This window comes from Pseudomonas sp. Arb-4-2C (assembly GCF_055755015.1).
Window position 1 is genome coordinate 1,925,014 of the sequence record NZ_CM146899.1, and the last position, 15,521, is coordinate 1,940,534.

Sequence of the window (15,521 nt, forward strand, 5' to 3'; positions counted from 1 at the left end):
CCGGGGAGATTAAGTCAGGCGCATGACCAAAACATGACAGCCAGGCCCTGCGGGAACGGGTTTGCTCGCGAATGCGCAGTGTCAGTCGACAAATGTGTTTCTGATAAACCGCGTTCGCGAGCAAGCCCGCTCCCACAAGGAGATTTCAAGCGATTTGCAGGTCAGGCCAACTCAAGCCAGATCGGCGCATGATCCGACGGTTTTTCCATGCCGCGCAGTTCGTAGTCCACACCCGCATCCTTCACCCGAGGCAGCAAGCCATGGGAGGCGAGGATCACGTCGATGCGCAGGCCACGCTTGGGCTCATCCTCAAAGCCGCGGCTGCGGTAGTCGAACCAGCTGAACATGTCGGTCACGTCTGGATTGAGGTGACGATAGCTATCCGTCAGGCCCCAGTTTTTCAGGCGGGCCATCCACTCGCGCTCTTCCGGCAGGAAGCTGCATTTGCCGGTTTTCAGCCAGCGCTTCATGTTGTCCGGGCCGATGCCGATGTCGCAGTCTTCCGGGGAAATGTTCACATCGCCCATCACCACCAGCGGCTGTTCGTTGTGGAACTGGCTTTCCAGCAGGGTTTGCAGGTCGCTGTAAAAGCGTTGCTTGGCCGGGAACTTGGTCGGGTGGTCGCGGCTTTCGCCCTGTGGGAAGTAGCCGTTCATGATGGTCACCGGCACGCCGTTGGCGTCGGCGAAGGTGCCCCAGATGAAGCGGCGCTGGGCGTCTTCTTCATCGCTGGCGAAGCCCTTGTGAATGGCAATCGGCTCGTTGCGCGAGAGCAGGGCAACACCGTAATGGCCTTTCTGCCCGTGGAAATAAACGTGATAACCCAGCGCGCGCACTTCTTCCAGCGGGAACTGGTCGTCGTGGACCTTGGTTTCCTGCAGGCCGATCACGTCTGGCTGATGCTTTTCGATCAGCGCTGCCAGCTGATGCGGACGGGCGCGCAGTCCGTTGATGTTGAAGGAAACGATCTTCATGGTCGGCAGTCCTGGCAAAAGGGCGATGCTAGCTGACATGTGGGGTGGGGGCCAGTGTGGGGTGGGAGAAATCATTTTCATCTGTGGGATTTGCGTTGCCTGGACAGGCCTCTTCGCGAGCAAGCCCGCGCCCACAGGGGCATGCATTCCAAATGTGGGAGCGGGCTTGCTCGCGAAGGCGTCAGTCGAGTCGATGAAGATCCAGCCGTGGTCTATACCTGTGGGGAACCGCACCACCCGCAAAAGGTTCGTACCAACAAGAGCGCCGCCCTTTGCATGCGCCCCGGGGGAGAATCACTGTCATGCCTGAAACCCAGACTGCCATCGCCGACATTCATATGCTCGACCGCGGTTACTCGCGTGAAGCCCGATCGCTGCTGTATCAGGCCTATCGCCACGAGCCGACCTTCGGCTACCTGTTCGAGGCCGAGCGCCCGGGCTACGAGCAACGCGTGCGGGCGACGGTGCGCGAGCTGGTCAAACAGCATTTTCTGCAGGATCTGCCGGCCATCGGCCTGCTGGTCAACGATCGCCTGATCGGCATCGCCCTGATCGCTCCGCCGCAGCGTCGTCTGGGCATCACCGAGAGTTGGGCGTGGCGCCTGCGCATGGTGCTCAGCACCGGTTTTCGCTGCACCCGGCGTTATCTGGAATATCACGATGCGGTGACCGCGTGTGTGCCCAGCGACTCGGTGCACATGTTGCCGCTGCTGGGGATTCATCCGCAGTTTCAAGGCAAACACTTCGGCGAGCAGTTGCTGACAGCGGTGCACAGTTGGTGCGCAGTCGACGAAACCTCCCAAGGCGTGGTGCTCGACACCGGCAACCCGCGTTACCTGGAATTCTATAAACGTCAGGGTTATGAGGAGATTGGCGAAGTTGCCGTCGGCCCGGTGCGCGAACACGTATTTTTCCACGCCAATCCGCAGGTGTTACAAACTGCAACAGCATGACAATCGAACTTCTTGGGAAATTTCCTGTTCTATCACGCTCCCAAGCCCGTGATAGCATCCGCGCCTATGAAGTTTCCAGGAAGATTTACCAGTGGCGTGCTCATGCTGTTAACCAGCTGCGCGGCGCTGGCGCAAAGTGAATTGGACGTGCGGATCAAACCGTCCAACGATGAACTGAAAGCCAACATAGAAGGCTATATCGGTAGCCTCGGCGATCGTGACGAAGAAGCCTTGCTGCGCTTCAGTCGCGGGGCCGAAGAACAGGCGCGCAAAGCAGCGCAGGCCCTGGGCTATTATCAGCCGCAGATCGACAGTGACGTGAAGGGCGGTGAAAAACCGCGCCTGGTGCTGAACATCGATCCCGGCGAACCGATTCGCCTGCGCAACGTCACCCTCCGGGTCGACGGGCCTGCTGCCTCCCTCAAATCCTTTCGTGTGCCGAGCAGCGACACGCTCAAGTCCGGTGCCGTCCTCAACCATGGGCGTTATGAAGACGCCAAACGCCTGATCCAGAACCAGGCGTCGCGCTTCGGTTTTTTCAGCGGCCATTTCACCAGCCAGAAACTGCTGGTCAACCCGCGCGCCGGGGTGGCCGATATTGAATTGATCTACGAAAGCGGCCCGCGTTATGCGCTGGGCAAAGTCAGTTTCGAGGGCGACACGCCGTTCGACGAAGACCTGTTGCAGCGCATGGTGCCGTTCAAGGCGGGCGACCCATACGACTCCGAACTGATCGCCGAACTCAACCGCGACCTGCAATCGAGCGGCTACTTCGAAGGCGTGCGGGTCGATGCCGCACCGACCGCAGCGAAGAACGACGTAATCCCGGTGGACGTCAAACTCGACACGCGCAAGCCGCGCACCATGGGCCTGGGCCTCGGTTATTCGACCGACGTCGGCCCACGGATCAAGGCCAACTGGACTCGCCACTGGGTCAACCCACAAGGTGACAGTTATGGCTGGGAGGCCGAACTGTCGGCGCCACGGCAAAACGTCGGACTGTTCTATGACATCCCGCTCGACCCGCCGCTGACCGACAAACTGCGTTGGGCCGGCGGTTATCAATATGAAGACATCGACGGTTCCGACACCCTGAGCAAGCTGCTGACCTTCGGCCCTGAATGGCACAGCAAGTTGCCCAGTGGCTGGCAGCGGGTCATCTCGCTGAAATGGCAGCGCGAGGAATATCAGCTCGGCGACGACTCGGGCCTCAGCACCTTGTTGATGCCCGGCATCAGCTATTCCTACCTGAAGAGCGACAACCGCATCGACCCGCACAACGGCTATCGCCTGACCTTTGAAAGCAAAGTGGCGAAGGAAGGCCTCGGTTCGGACAACAACCTGTTGTACGGCACCGCGTTGATCAAAGGCCTGACCACCGTATTCGACAACCACCGCTTCCTTGGTCGGGTGCAGGTCGGCGGCAGTGCCACCAACGGCTACAACTCGGTACCGCCATCGCTGCGCTTCTTCGCCGGTGGCGATCAGAGCGTGCGCGGTTACGACTACCAGAGCCTGTCTCCGGAGAACTCCAAGGGCGACCGCATCGGCGGACGCTACATGGTCGCCGGCAGCGTCGAGTATCAATATTCGATTGCCGAGAAGTGGCGAGTCGCGACCTTCGTCGACCAAGGCAACTCCTTCAACAAACTCGAATTGCCGAACCTCAAGACCGGGGTCGGTATCGGTGTGCGCTGGGTCTCGCCGGTGGGGCCGATCCGCCTCGACCTGGCCCACGCGCTGGACGACGATGGCGGCATCCGGCTGCACTTTTCCATGGGGCCTGAGCTGTGAAGCGTGGTTTGAAAATGACTGCACTGGCGTTGTTGGCGCTGGTGTTGCTGGTGGTATTGAGTATCGCCACTGTACTCGGAACACAGGCTGGCAGCCGTTGGGTGCTGGGTCTGGTGCCGGGTTTGAGCGTAGAGAATTTCCAGGGCCGCCTCGGCGGGCAATGGAGCGCCGATCACCTGATATGGCAGCAGGACAGCAGCCGGGTCGAGCTGAACAAGCCGATCTTCGCCTGGTCGCCGCTGTGCCTGACCCGCATGACCCTGTGCATCGAACAGCTCAAGGCTGATCAGGTCATTCTGCAATTCCCGCCGAGCGCAGACACCGGCGACAGCGGCCCGATCAAACTGCCTGACTTGCAACTGCCGCTGGCGATCGAGCTGGGCGACGTGCAGGTCGGCAGTCTGCTGTTCAACGGCAGCGAGCAACTCAAAGGCCTGCAACTGGCGGCGTACTGGAGTGCCCAAGGCCTGCAGATCGACAGCGTGAAGCTGCAGCGCGACGACCTCAGCCTGAACCTCTCCGGCCTGCTGCAGCCGACTGGCAACTGGCCGCTGAACATGGCCGGCGACCTGACCCTGCCATCGCCCGGTGTCGGCCCCTGGACGCTGGCGCTGAAGGTTGACGGCGATCTGCTGAAAACCCTCAACCTGCATGCCGACAGCCACGGTTACCTCGACGGTCAGTTGAGCGGTGAGCTGCAACCACTGACGGAAAACCTGCCGGCCAAGGTGCGCATCACCGCGGACGCGTTCAAACCCAGCGCCGACCTGCCGGATACCCTGCAACTCAATCAATTGGTATTGACCGCCGACGGCGACCTGAAAAACGGTTACCAGTTAAACGGCAATGCCACGCTGCCCGCCGATAAAGGCCCGGTGGCGTTGCTGCTCAAAGGCAAGGTAGATGCCAGCGGTGCGCAGATCGCCGGCCTCGACCTGACGGCCAACGACAAGCAAAGCCTCAAGCTCACCGGCAGTGTCGATTGGAGCAAAGGCCTTGCCGCGCAAGCCAACATCAACTGGCAGGATTTCCCGTGGCATCGGCTCTATAACGAAATCGACGAGCCGCAAGTCGCGTTGCGCACCTTCACTGGCGAAGTCTCCTACACCGACGGCCAATACATCGGTAATTTCGCCGCCGCACTGGACGGCCCGGCGGGGGCGTTCAGCCTGAGCAGTCCGTTCAGCGGCAGCCTGAAACAGATCGCCTTGCCGCAACTGAAGATGGAAGCCGGGCAGGGCAAGGCCGAAGGTCATGTCAACGTGCAGTTCGCCGACGGCATCGCCTGGGACACCGCGCTCGAACTGTCGGCGCTGAACCCGGCGTACTGGGTCGCGGAGTTGCCGGGCACTTTAGCTGGACCGCTGAAAAGCACGGGCGAAATGAAGAACGAGCGCGTGAGCCTCACCGCCGACCTCGACCTGAAGGGCAAACTGCGCGGCCAACCGGCGATCCTTCAGGCCAAGGCTGACGGTGCCGGCGAGCAGTGGAACCTCAACGCCCTGCAAATCCGCCTGGGTGACAACAGCATCAGCGGCAAAGGCAGCCTGCAACAGAAACTCAGCGGCCAGATCGACATCAAGCTGGCGCGGCTGGCCCAACTTTGGCCGCAGCTGCGCGGGCAGGTCACCGGCCAGGTCAACGTCGCCGGGACGCTGAAGGCGCCGCAAGGCAAACTCGGTCTGCAAGGTTCGCAACTGGCGTTCCAGGACAATCGCCTGCAAAGCCTCAACCTCGACGCCAGCCTCGACAGTGCGCAACGGGCGAAGATCGATCTGAAAGGCAGCGGGATTCAGGCCGGCGATACCAACCTCGGCGTGTTGACCGCCAGCGCTCAGGGCGACATCAAGAGCCAGAAACTCAACCTCGATTTGCTTGGGCCGAAGCTGAAACTGGCCCTCGGCCTGGACGGCAATCTGGACAAGGGCAACTGGCGCGGACGTCTGGCCAGTGGTGACATTCAGGCCGGCGGCCAGGACTGGAAACTGCAGAATCCGGCCAGGCTCGAACGCCTGGCTGACGGCAAGATCAACTTCGGCGCGCATTGCTGGATGTCTGGCAATGCCAGCCTGTGCGGTGAAGACCAGCGGCTGATGCCCGAGCCGAAACTGCGTTACCACCTCAAGCAGTTCCCGATCGAAAGCCTCGCGCAATGGTTGCCGAAAGACTTCGCCTGGCAGGGCAAACTCAACGCCGACCTGCAACTGGATCTTCCGGCAAGCGGCCCGAACGGCGTGGTCAGCATCGACGCCAGCGGCGGCACCTTGCGCATGAAGGAAAAGGATCAGTGGCTGGACTTTCCGTACCAGACCCTGAAACTCACCAGCAAACTCACACCGAAGCGCATCGACACGGACCTCAACTTCGTTGGCGGCAAACTCGGCGAATTGATGGTGCAGGCGCAGCTCAATCCGCTGCCGAAAAACAAACCGTTGAGCGGCTCGTTCCGTCTCAGCGGGCTGGACTTGTCGGTGGCGCGGCCGTTTGTGCCGATGGTCGAGAAACTTACCGGGCGTCTGAACGGCAGCGGGACGATTTCCGGCGGCCTGCTGGCACCGTTGGTCAACGGCACGGTGAAGCTCAGCGACGGGGAAGTGTCCGGCGCCGAGTTGCCGATGGAGTTGCAGGACCTGCAACTGCAAGCGGTGATTGCCGGTGAGTCGGTACGTCTGGACGGCGGCTGGAAAAGCGGCAAGACCGGCCAGGGCAGCCTCAACGGCAATGTCGCTTGGGGTCAGGCGCTGGTGGTCGATCTGGCGCTCAAGGGCACGCAGCTGCCAGTCACCGTTGAGCCGTACGCCAAGCTGGAAGTGGCGCCGGACCTGAAAATTTCCATGGCCGATGATGAGCTGAAGATTGCCGGCAAGGTGCAAGTGCCGAGAGGCGAAATCACCGTGCGTGAACTGCCGCCATCGACGGTGAAAGTCTCCGACGACACGATCATTGTCGGCGCGCAGACCGAAGAGGGCAAACCGCCGATCGCCATGAAAATGGACATCGACGTGGTAGTCGGCGAAGACAAACTGAGTTTTGCCGGGTTCGGCCTGACCGCCAACCTGCAAGGTCACGTGCACATCGGCGACAACATGGACACCCGTGGCGAGCTGTGGCTCAACGACGGCAAGTACCGCGCCTATGGCCAGCGCCTGAGCGTGCGCCGCGCGCGGCTGTTGTTTGCCGGCCCCATTGATCAGCCGTATCTGGACATCGAAGCGATTCGCCAGACCGACGACGTCATCGCCGGCATTCGCCTGAGCGGCAGCGCCGAGCAGCCGACCACGCAGATCTTCTCCGAGCCGGCCATGAGCCAGGAGCAGGCGTTGTCGTACCTGGTGCTCGGACGTCCGCTGAGCACCAACGGCGAAGACAACAACATGCTCGCGCAAGCGGCGTTGGGTCTGGGCTTGATGGGCAGTTCCGGGGTCACCAGCGGTCTGGCCAAAGACCTGGGGATTCAGGATTTCCAGCTCGACACCCAGGGCAGTGGCAACACCACCAGCGTGGTCGCCAGTGGCAACATTTCCGAGAAGCTCAGTCTGCGTTATGGCGTCGGCGTGTTCGAACCGGCCAACACCATCGCGCTGCGTTACAAGCTGAGCAAGAAGGTTTATCTGGAAGCAGCGAGCGGCGTCGCCAGCTCGCTGGATATCTTCTACAAACGCGATTTTTAGGTCGCGCAATCAATAGCCGGATCGCACCGCCGCGATCCGGCTTTTCCAGAATGAATTAGACTCATCGCAGTTCAAGCGCTGCGCGGTTGGCGGCTGCCCGAAGAGAACAGGGGCGCATATGATCCGCTTGAGTATGGTTTTGCTCGGTAACGACTTTGTCCGCAAACGCTGGTCAACGCTGGCGCTGACCGGCATTGTCTGGGGCGCGGCCGGGGTGGCCATCTTCATCGATGCGCTGGACGGCGTGCTGTATTTCCCGCTGCATGTCTTTGGCTACCTGTTGTTGCTCGAAGCGCTGATCATTCTGCTGGTGCCGGCACCGCAAACCGGGACTGCGGCGGCGTTGCGCAAAGCGCGGGGGCTGGCGTTCCTGATACTCGGGCTGCTGATCGTCGACCGGCAACATGCCGCCAGCCTGATTCTGGCGGTGCTGTTTGGTGTGGCGTTTCTGCTTGATGGCGGTTTTCGGCTGGCGGCTGCGGTGGTGGTGCGCTTTGTCGGTTGGCGACTGTCGCTGCTGACCGGTTTGTTCGAAATCGGCTTTGGCCTGTTCATCCTCGAACCGTACCCGACGCTGTACAAGGGCACGGTGCCGTTCTGCATTGGCATGAGCATCTTTCTCTCGGGTTGTGCCTTGCTGCAGCAGGCGGTGCGCTTCAAAAAACAGCCGGCGATGACAAGCCCTTCCGCGGTCAGTGTGCCGGCACACGACACCGCGCTGGTGATCCATGTCTGGACACCCAGTGGCACCGTTGATGACGTCCTGGTGCGCAACCGGTTGCTCAACCGCTACATCGCGGCAGTCGACATCAACGGTGTGATTTCCGCCGGCCACGCGGCCCTCGAATGTGGCCCGGATATCTACATCAGCCATTACCCGCTGGACGACATCGACCGGTCGGCGGGGGACTTCGTGCGCTTGCTGCGGGCGACGCCGAACAACGATGTTGCCGGCCGGTTTCTGCCGGACTATGCCGGCGAGGTGGCTGACTGGTGCCCGTCTTCAGTGCAAGTCAGCTTTGCCCACTATGACGCGCGGCGGTTGCAGGCATTCTGGGCCGAGTATCGGCGCAACAGCACGTACAACCTCACCAGCCGCAATTGTTCGAGTGCCGTTGCCCATAGCCTTGAAGCGGCCCTTGAAGGGGCGATGAACCGGGGGCATTCGAGCATGCGTGATTTCGCCCGGGTCTTTCTCAGTCCAGAGTTCTGGGTGGCGGCTCAAGTGCGTAAACGCGCCGAGGTGATGGCCTGGACACCCGGGCTGGTGCTCGACTACGCACTGGCGCTGCACGCGGCCATCGAGCCCGCGCCGCCGGGTTGGCACAGCATGTACGCGGGGGCCAAGCGCGCCTGGGGTTATGCGGTGACGGCCATGCGCGGGCGCGAGGTGCATCCGCTGCAACCGTCAGCGCCTGCCAAATCTTCCGACGAGAACTGACCGGCGTTCCACCGAATTACGGCCTTCGCGAGCAGGCTCGCTCCCACATTGAATCTCTGGCGGACACACATTTGTGTGCGCTGTGGAACCCTGTGGGAGCGAGCCTGCTCGCGACGGCGCCCGCGTGCTCAGCGCAAAAACCAACTCCATTGGTCAACTAATTACAAAGCAACCTAACTATTACGTTGACATTCGCTGCCTAGGCAGTAACATCTCGACATACATTCACTGCCTAGGCAGTTATTAGGTGAGCACATGAAGCACTTCACCCCGGACGAATTCAAACATTGCCATCTCGGCCTGTTGCTTGGCCGTGCTGCGCTGCTCAAGGACCGGATCATCGACACCCACATGGAACCCCACGGCATCACCGCCGCGCAGTTCAAGGTGTTGATCATCATGGCCCAGTACGGCGTCGATACCCCGGCCGAGTTGTGCCGGCACCTGTCGCTGGACAGCGGTTCGATGACGCGCATGCTCGATCGTCTGGAGCAGAAAGGTTTCCTGGCTCGCCAACGCAGCGAAGGCGATCGCCGGCAGGTGCAGCTCAAGCTCACCGAGCAAGGCCAGCAACTGGCCGATCGCCTGCCGCACATCGGCGCCGACGCAATGAATGAACTGGCCGGTGCCGTCACTACGGACGAGTTGAAAACCCTGGAATACATCCTCAAGAAAATCCTGCTGGCAGCCGGTGACCCGATCACTATCCAGCGGTTAGGTGAACACAATGAGCGGTAAAACCTTGCGCAGCAGCCTGACCCTGGTGCTGTCGGCGATGATCCTCGCCGGCTGTGCCAACTACAGCGGCCTCGACACTCAAGGCAAAAACCTTGATGCGAAAAACCTCAACGTCAGCCAGTCCCTCAACGGTGTCAGCTTGTCGCCGGCCGCGTGGCCGAAGAGCGACTGGTGGACCAGCCTCGGCGACCCGCAACTCGACGGCCTGATTCGCGAAGCGTTGCACGACAGCCCGGACATGCAGATCGCCCAAGCCCGTGCGCATCAGGCCAGCGCCGCGGCGTATGCCGCCGATGCCGAACGCTATCCGACCCTCGACGCCAGCGCCGGCATCAGCCGTTCGCGTCTGGCCAAGGATCAGGACCCGCGAGGGCAGGGCGATGCCTACGCCACCGTGCGTAACGTCAGCGCCGGCTTCAATTACAACTTCGACCTGTGGGGCGGCCAGCGGGATGCGTGGGAAGCCGCACTCGGTCAGGCCCGCGCCGCCGAAGTCGACCGTCAGGCCGCGCAACTGACCCTCGCCGCCGATGTGGCCCGGGCCTACAGCGATCTGGGGCAGGCACACATCGTCTACGACCTGTCCAACGACGATCTGAAACGCACCCAACAGATGCTCGACCTGAGCCAGCGTCGCTTGAGTGCCGGGATCGACAGCCAGTACCAGTTCCAGCAAACCCAAAGCCTTGAGGCCAGCTCCGAAGCCAGCCTGATCGATGCACAAAAACGCTTGAACAGCGCCAAGATCGCCCTGGCCGTGTTGCTCGGCAAAGGCCCGGATCGTGGCAACGAAATCGCCCGGCCGAAAGTTCTGCAAGCCAGCGCCGTGGCCGTGCCGTCGGTACTGCCGGCAGAGCTGCTCGGTCGTCGCCCGGATCTGGTCGCCGCGCGCTGGCGCGTGGAGGCGGCGAGCAAAGACATCGACTCGGCGAAGACCCGCTTCTACCCCAATCTGAACCTTACGGCGTCCGCCGGTGCCGAATCCTTGTTGGGTGACGCAATGTTCGGTTCGGCCAGTCGTTTCTTCAGCATCGCCCCGACCATTTCGCTGCCGATCTTCGACGGTGGGCGCCTGCGCGCCAACCTCGATGCACGCGACGCCGATTACGATCTGGCGGTGGCGCAGTACAACAAAAGCCTGGTGAAAGCACTGGGCGATGTCAGCGACACGATCAACCAGCTGCGTGATATCGGCCGGCAGATCGGCGCGCAACAACACGCCACCGACATTGCTCAGGATTCTTACAACACCGTCGTCCAGCGTTACGGTTCCGGCATCGGCAACTACCTGGACGTGCTCAGCATCGAGCAGCAATTGCTGCAGGCCCAGCGTCAGTTGGCCAACCTCAATGCCGAGCAGATCGACCTGTCGATTCAACTGATGCAAGCGCTGGGGGGCGGCTTCCAGGGTGAAGCCCTGACCGCCGCCAACACCACCCCAGCCACGTCGCACAACTAATTCAGGTATTTGTCATGGCCACTGCCGAAAACACTCAAACTCAAGACAACACCCCGGACACCGGCAATCCGCGCAAGCGCAAAGTGATGCTGCTGGTGCTGGCCGTGGTGGTCCTGCTCGCCGGTGCCGGCGTCTGGGCGTATCACGAATTCATCGGGCGCTTTAACGAAAGCACCGACGACGCCTACGTCAACGGCAACGTGGTGGAAATCACCCCGTTGGTCACCGGCACCGTGGTCAGCATTGGCGCTGACGATGGTGATCTGGTTCACGAAGGCCAGGTATTGATCAACTTCGACCCCAACGACGCTGAAGTCGGCCTGCAAAGTGCCCAGGCGAAACTGGCGCGCACCGTGCGTCAGGTGCGCGGCCTGTACAGCAACGTTGATGGCATGAAAGCCCAGGTCAACGCGCAACAGGCTGAAGTGCAGAAAGCCCAGGACAACTTCAACCGCCGGAAAAACCTCGCCGCTGGCGGGGCAATTTCCCAGGAAGAACTGTCCCACGCCCGCGACGACCTGACCTCGGCGCAAAACGCCTTGGCCAACGCTAAACAGCAACTGAAAACCACCAGCGCGCTGGTCGATGACACGGTGGTTTCCTCGCATCCGGACGTGATGTCGGCGGCTGCCGATCTGCGTCAGGCTTACTTGAACAATGCGCGCAGCACCCTGATCGCGCCGGTCACCGGTTACGTCGCCAAGCGCACCGTGCAACTGGGCCAGCGCGTCCAGCCGGGCACCGCGCTGATGGCGGTGATTCCGCTGGATCAGTTGTGGATCGACGCCAACTTCAAGGAAACCCAACTGCGCGACATGCGCATCGGCCAGCCGGTGGACATCGAGTCCGACATCTATGGCAGCAGCGTGAAGTACAGCGGCACCGTCGACAGCCTCGGCGCCGGTACCGGCAGTGCGTTTGCCCTGCTGCCGGCGCAGAACGCCACCGGTAACTGGATCAAGATCGTGCAGCGCGTGCCGGTGCGGATTCACATCAACGCCGAAGAGCTGGCGAAACACCCACTGCGGGTCGGTCTGTCGACCAACGTTGAAGTGAACCTGCACGACCAGAGCGGTCCGGTGCTGGCGCAGCAGCCGCCGCAAAAGGCCTCGTTCAGCACCAACGTCTACGACCAGCAACTGGCCGAAGCCGACGCGATGATCGCCCAGCTGATTCACGACAACAGCGCTGCGGTCAGCAAAACCGCGCAACGCTGATATCGACTCCGGCCCAATGGGAGCGGGCTTGCTCGCGAATGCTGACTGACATTCAACATGGATGTTGACTGACGCACTGCTTTCGCGAGCAAGCCCGCTCCCACATAGGGCGCAGCGCCAACCCGGTTTCATAGGATTCACAATGAGCAATAACGCCTCTTTCACGCCGCCCAGCCTGTTGCTCAGCACCATCGGCCTGTCGCTGGCGACGTTCATGCAAGTGCTCGACACCACCATTGCCAACGTGGCCCTGCCGACGATTTCCGGCAACCTGGGGGTGAGTTCGGAGCAGGGCACCTGGGTGATCACCTCGTTCGCCGTGAGTAACGCCATTGCGCTGCCGCTGACCGGTTGGCTCAGTCGGCGTTTCGGCGAAGTGAAGCTGTTTCTGTGGGCCACCATTCTGTTTGTGCTGGCCTCGTTCCTCTGCGGTATTTCCACGTCGATGCCGGAACTGATCGGCTTCCGCGTACTGCAAGGCCTGGTGGCCGGGCCGCTGTACCCGATGACGCAAACCCTGTTGATCGCCGTGTATCCACCGGCGAGGCGCGGGATGGCGTTGGCGCTGTTGGCGATGGTCACGGTGGTGGCGCCGATTGCAGGTCCCATTCTCGGTGGCTGGATTACTGACAGCTACAGCTGGCCGTGGATCTTCTTCATCAACGTGCCGATCGGCATCTTTGCGGTGATGGTGGTGCGCTCGCAACTGGCCAAGCGCCCAGTGGAAACCAGTCGGCAGCCGATGGATTACGTTGGCCTGATCTCGCTGATCATTGGTGTGGGTGCGTTGCAGATCATCCTCGACAAGGGCAATGACCTGGACTGGTTCGAATCGAACTTCATCATCATCGGTGCGGCGATTTCGGTGATTGCGCTGGCGGTGTTCATCATCTGGGAAATGACTGACAAACATCCGGTGGTCAACCTGCGATTGTTCGCTCACCGCAACTTCCGCATCGGCACGCTGGTGCTGGTGTTGGGTTACGCCGGGTTCTTCGGCATCAACCTGATCCTGCCGCAGTGGTTGCAAACCCAGATGGGCTACACCGCGACCTGGGCCGGTCTCGCCGTGGCGCCAATCGGTATCCTGCCGGTATTGCTGTCGCCGTTTGTCGGCAAGTACGCGCACAAGTTCGACCTGCGTCTGCTGGCCGGGCTGGCGTTCCTGGCGATTGGCCTGAGCTGCTTCATGCGGGCCGAGTTCACCAACGAGGTGGACTTCCAGCACATCGCCCTGGTGCAACTGTTCATGGGGATTGGCGTGGCGCTGTTCTTCATGCCGACCCTGAGCATCCTGATGTCGGACCTGCCGCCGAGCCAGATTGCTGACGGCGCCGGGCTGGCGACTTTTCTGCGGACCTTGGGCGGTAGCTTTGCGGCGTCGCTGACCACGTGGATCTGGATTCGCCGCGCCGATCAGCACCATGCGTACATGAGCGAAAGCATCAGCACCTTCGAGCCGGCGACCCGCGAGACCTTGAATCATTTAGGCGGGGCGAGCCAATCGGCTTACGCGCAGATGGACCAGATCCTCACCAGCCAGGCGTACATGCTCTCCACCGTGGATTACTTCACGTTGTTGGGTTGGGGGTTCATGGGGCTGATTCTGATTGTGTGGCTGGCGAAACCGCCGTTTGCTGCAAAAGCAGGCCCGGCTGCTTCCGGGCACTGACCTGCAACACGATCAAATGTGGGAGCGAGCCTGCTCGCGAATGCAGTGTGTCATTCAGCACTGAAGTGCCTGACACAACACTTTCGCGAGCAGGCTCGCTCCCACATTTGTTTTGTGCCTGGGTTTTAGATTGACGGGGCGGGCAGGGCTGGAGGCGGGGCGAAATCGAACGGCGCCAGGGCAAACCCGTTCTCATCCACCTGCAACGCCCAGCCCTGACGATCCCAATCCCCCAGTACAATCCGCTTCGCCGCCTGCTCGCCGAGCTGCAGCTTGTGGATCGCCGGGCGGTGGGTGTGGCCGTGAATCAGGGTTTTCACCCGGTATTGCTGCATGAGCCGCGGAATCTCTTCCGGGGTGACGTCAACAATGTCATTGGCCTTCATCCGCGTCTGCGCCTTACTCTCGCTGCGCAGCTTGCGCGCCAGTTTGTGGCGGGTGCTCAGGGGCAAATGGCGCAGGATGAACAGGGTGATCGGGTTGCGCAGGTAGCGACGCAGCTTCATGTAGCCGACGTCGCGCGTGCACAGGCTGTCGCCGTGCATCAGCAATACCGGTTCGCCGTAAAACTGCACGACACTCGGGTCTTTCAACAGCGTACAGCCGGCCGCTTTGCAGAAGGCCTTGCCGAGCAGGAAGTCGCGATTGCCGTGCATCACAAAGATGGCCGTGCCGCTGTCGCTCAATTCGCGCAGGGCCTGGCAGATGGAACGCTGGAAGGGCGTCATGGCATCGTCGCCAATCCACGCCTCGAAAAAGTCGCCGAGGATGTACAACGCACTCGCCGAGCGGGCGCGTCCGGCGAGCAAATCCAGAAACGCCCGGGTGATGTCCGGGCGCTCCTCTTCCAGATGCAAGTCTGAAATCAGCAATATCACGCTTCGATGATCTCGGCTTTCTCGATGATCACGTCGTCTTTCGGTACGTCCTGGTGGCCAGCTTTGGAAGTGGTCGCAACGCCTTCGATCTTGTCGACAACGTCGGTGCCTGCAACGACTTTACCGAACACGGCGTAGCCCCAACCCTGAGCGGTCTTGGCGGTGTGGTTCAGGAAGCTGTTGTTGGTGGCGTTGATGAAGAACTGCGCCGAGGCCGAATGCGGCTCCATGGTGCGGGCCATGGCCAGGGTGTACTTTTCGTTCTTCAGGCCGTTGTCGGCTTCGTTCTGGATGCTCGGGCGCTTGTCTTTCTTTTCCTGCATGCCAGGCTCGAAACCGCCGCCCTGGATCATGAAACCCTTGATCACGCGGTGGAATACCACGTTTTCGTAGTGACCGTTTTTAACGTATTCGAGGAAGTTGGCAGCGGTGATCGGCGCTTTTTCCGCGTCCAGTTCGATGACGATGTCGCCGTAGTTGGTGGTCAGTTTGACTTGAGTCATGATCGGTGCTCTTTTTCAATGAAGCATTTTATAAAGAATTCGTGGTTCTGGGACATTCAGCCCCACAACCGGTTCAGCCTGCTTCGGCCAAGGTGCGCAGTTTAGCGTGACAGGCGCGAATTTCGAGGCTGTTTTTCAAATCCCGGCGATTAAATGCGCTCCTTTATAAGCCGCGCTCTGTCAGCCCCTTGACAGCATCGGCTATGATAGCGGCTTTGTTT

11 protein-coding genes are annotated in these 15,521 nt (G+C 61.1%); 8 read left to right on the forward strand and 3 right to left on the reverse strand.

Annotation, left to right across the window (positions count from 1 at the left end; translation table 11 throughout):
• Positions 1 to 161: 161 nt before the first annotated feature.
• Positions 162 to 974, reverse strand: a complete 813-nt coding sequence (xthA, locus tag AC0J41_RS08685; protein ID WP_007961102.1) for an exodeoxyribonuclease III — start codon at positions 972 to 974, stop codon at positions 162 to 164.
• Between the two features lie 302 nt (positions 975 to 1,276).
• Here xthA and AC0J41_RS08690 point away from each other — a divergent pair, with 302 nt between their 5' ends.
• The 8 genes from AC0J41_RS08690 (at position 1,277) to AC0J41_RS08725 (ending at position 13,919) form a co-directional block, all read left to right on the forward strand.
• A complete protein-coding gene (locus AC0J41_RS08690) occupies positions 1,277 to 1,927 on the forward strand; it encodes a GNAT family N-acetyltransferase (protein ID WP_473015193.1) in 651 nt (216 codons plus the stop codon).
• A gap of 66 nt (positions 1,928 to 1,993) precedes the next feature.
• On the forward strand, positions 1,994 to 3,721 hold the full coding sequence (locus AC0J41_RS08695) for an autotransporter assembly complex protein TamA (protein WP_473015194.1): 1,728 nt from the start codon (positions 1,994 to 1,996) through the stop codon (positions 3,719 to 3,721).
• Positions 3,718 to 7,392, forward strand: coding sequence for a translocation/assembly module TamB domain-containing protein (locus AC0J41_RS08700; protein WP_473015195.1), 3,675 nt, complete (start codon positions 3,718 to 3,720; stop codon positions 7,390 to 7,392). Before AC0J41_RS08695 ends, AC0J41_RS08700 begins: the two co-directional genes overlap by 4 nt.
• Positions 7,393 to 7,510: 118 nt before the next feature.
• Positions 7,511 to 8,833, forward strand: a complete 1,323-nt coding sequence (locus AC0J41_RS08705; protein WP_473015196.1) for an HdeD family acid-resistance protein — start codon at positions 7,511 to 7,513, stop codon at positions 8,831 to 8,833.
• Between the two features lie 255 nt (positions 8,834 to 9,088).
• The gene (locus tag AC0J41_RS08710; protein ID WP_025108962.1) at positions 9,089 to 9,571 is read left to right on the forward strand and encodes a MarR family winged helix-turn-helix transcriptional regulator; all 483 of its coding nucleotides are present in this window, start codon (positions 9,089 to 9,091) and stop codon (positions 9,569 to 9,571) included.
• Positions 9,561 to 11,030, forward strand: coding sequence for an efflux transporter outer membrane subunit (locus AC0J41_RS08715; protein WP_473015197.1), 1,470 nt, complete (start codon positions 9,561 to 9,563; stop codon positions 11,028 to 11,030). The genes AC0J41_RS08710 and AC0J41_RS08715 overlap by 11 nt, the downstream gene beginning before the upstream one ends.
• A 14-nt stretch (positions 11,031 to 11,044) precedes the next feature.
• The gene (locus AC0J41_RS08720; protein ID WP_473015198.1) at positions 11,045 to 12,247 is read left to right on the forward strand and encodes an EmrA/EmrK family multidrug efflux transporter periplasmic adaptor subunit; all 1,203 of its coding nucleotides are present in this window, start codon (positions 11,045 to 11,047) and stop codon (positions 12,245 to 12,247) included.
• A gap of 142 nt (positions 12,248 to 12,389) precedes the next feature.
• Positions 12,390 to 13,919, forward strand: a complete 1,530-nt coding sequence (locus AC0J41_RS08725; protein ID WP_473015199.1) for a DHA2 family efflux MFS transporter permease subunit — start codon at positions 12,390 to 12,392, stop codon at positions 13,917 to 13,919.
• A gap of 125 nt (positions 13,920 to 14,044) precedes the next feature.
• Here AC0J41_RS08725 and lpxH read toward each other — a convergent pair whose 3' ends face one another.
• Together lpxH and AC0J41_RS08735 are read right to left on the reverse strand one after the other, a co-directional pair.
• Positions 14,045 to 14,797: a UDP-2,3-diacylglucosamine diphosphatase gene (gene lpxH / locus AC0J41_RS08730; protein WP_473015200.1), complete on the reverse strand. Its 753-nt coding sequence runs from the start codon at positions 14,795 to 14,797 to the stop codon at positions 14,045 to 14,047.
• Positions 14,794 to 15,300 (reverse strand): peptidylprolyl isomerase, encoded by a 507-nt coding sequence (locus AC0J41_RS08735; protein WP_473015201.1) that lies wholly within the window; start codon positions 15,298 to 15,300, stop codon positions 14,794 to 14,796. Before AC0J41_RS08735 ends, lpxH begins: the two co-directional genes overlap by 4 nt.
• Positions 15,301 to 15,521 lie beyond the last annotated feature (221 nt).

Excerpts from the sequence above, each read along its gene's own strand:
- xthA (WP_007961102.1), bottom strand. The coding sequence starts at position 974 with ATGAAGATCGTTTCCTTCAACATCAACGGACTGCGCGCCCGTCCGCAT.
- AC0J41_RS08690 (WP_473015193.1), top strand. The coding sequence starts at position 1,277 with ATGCCTGAAACCCAGACTGCCATCGCCGACATTCATATGCTCGACCGC.
- AC0J41_RS08695 (WP_473015194.1), top strand. The coding sequence starts at position 1,994 with ATGAAGTTTCCAGGAAGATTTACCAGTGGCGTGCTCATGCTGTTAACC.
- AC0J41_RS08705 (WP_473015196.1), top strand. The coding sequence starts at position 7,511 with ATGATCCGCTTGAGTATGGTTTTGCTCGGTAACGACTTTGTCCGCAAA.
- AC0J41_RS08710 (WP_025108962.1), top strand. The coding sequence starts at position 9,089 with ATGAAGCACTTCACCCCGGACGAATTCAAACATTGCCATCTCGGCCTG.
- AC0J41_RS08715 (WP_473015197.1), top strand. The coding sequence starts at position 9,561 with ATGAGCGGTAAAACCTTGCGCAGCAGCCTGACCCTGGTGCTGTCGGCG.
- AC0J41_RS08720 (WP_473015198.1), top strand. The coding sequence starts at position 11,045 with ATGGCCACTGCCGAAAACACTCAAACTCAAGACAACACCCCGGACACC.
- AC0J41_RS08725 (WP_473015199.1), top strand. The coding sequence starts at position 12,390 with ATGAGCAATAACGCCTCTTTCACGCCGCCCAGCCTGTTGCTCAGCACC.
- AC0J41_RS08735 (WP_473015201.1), bottom strand. The coding sequence starts at position 15,300 with ATGACTCAAGTCAAACTGACCACCAACTACGGCGACATCGTCATCGAA.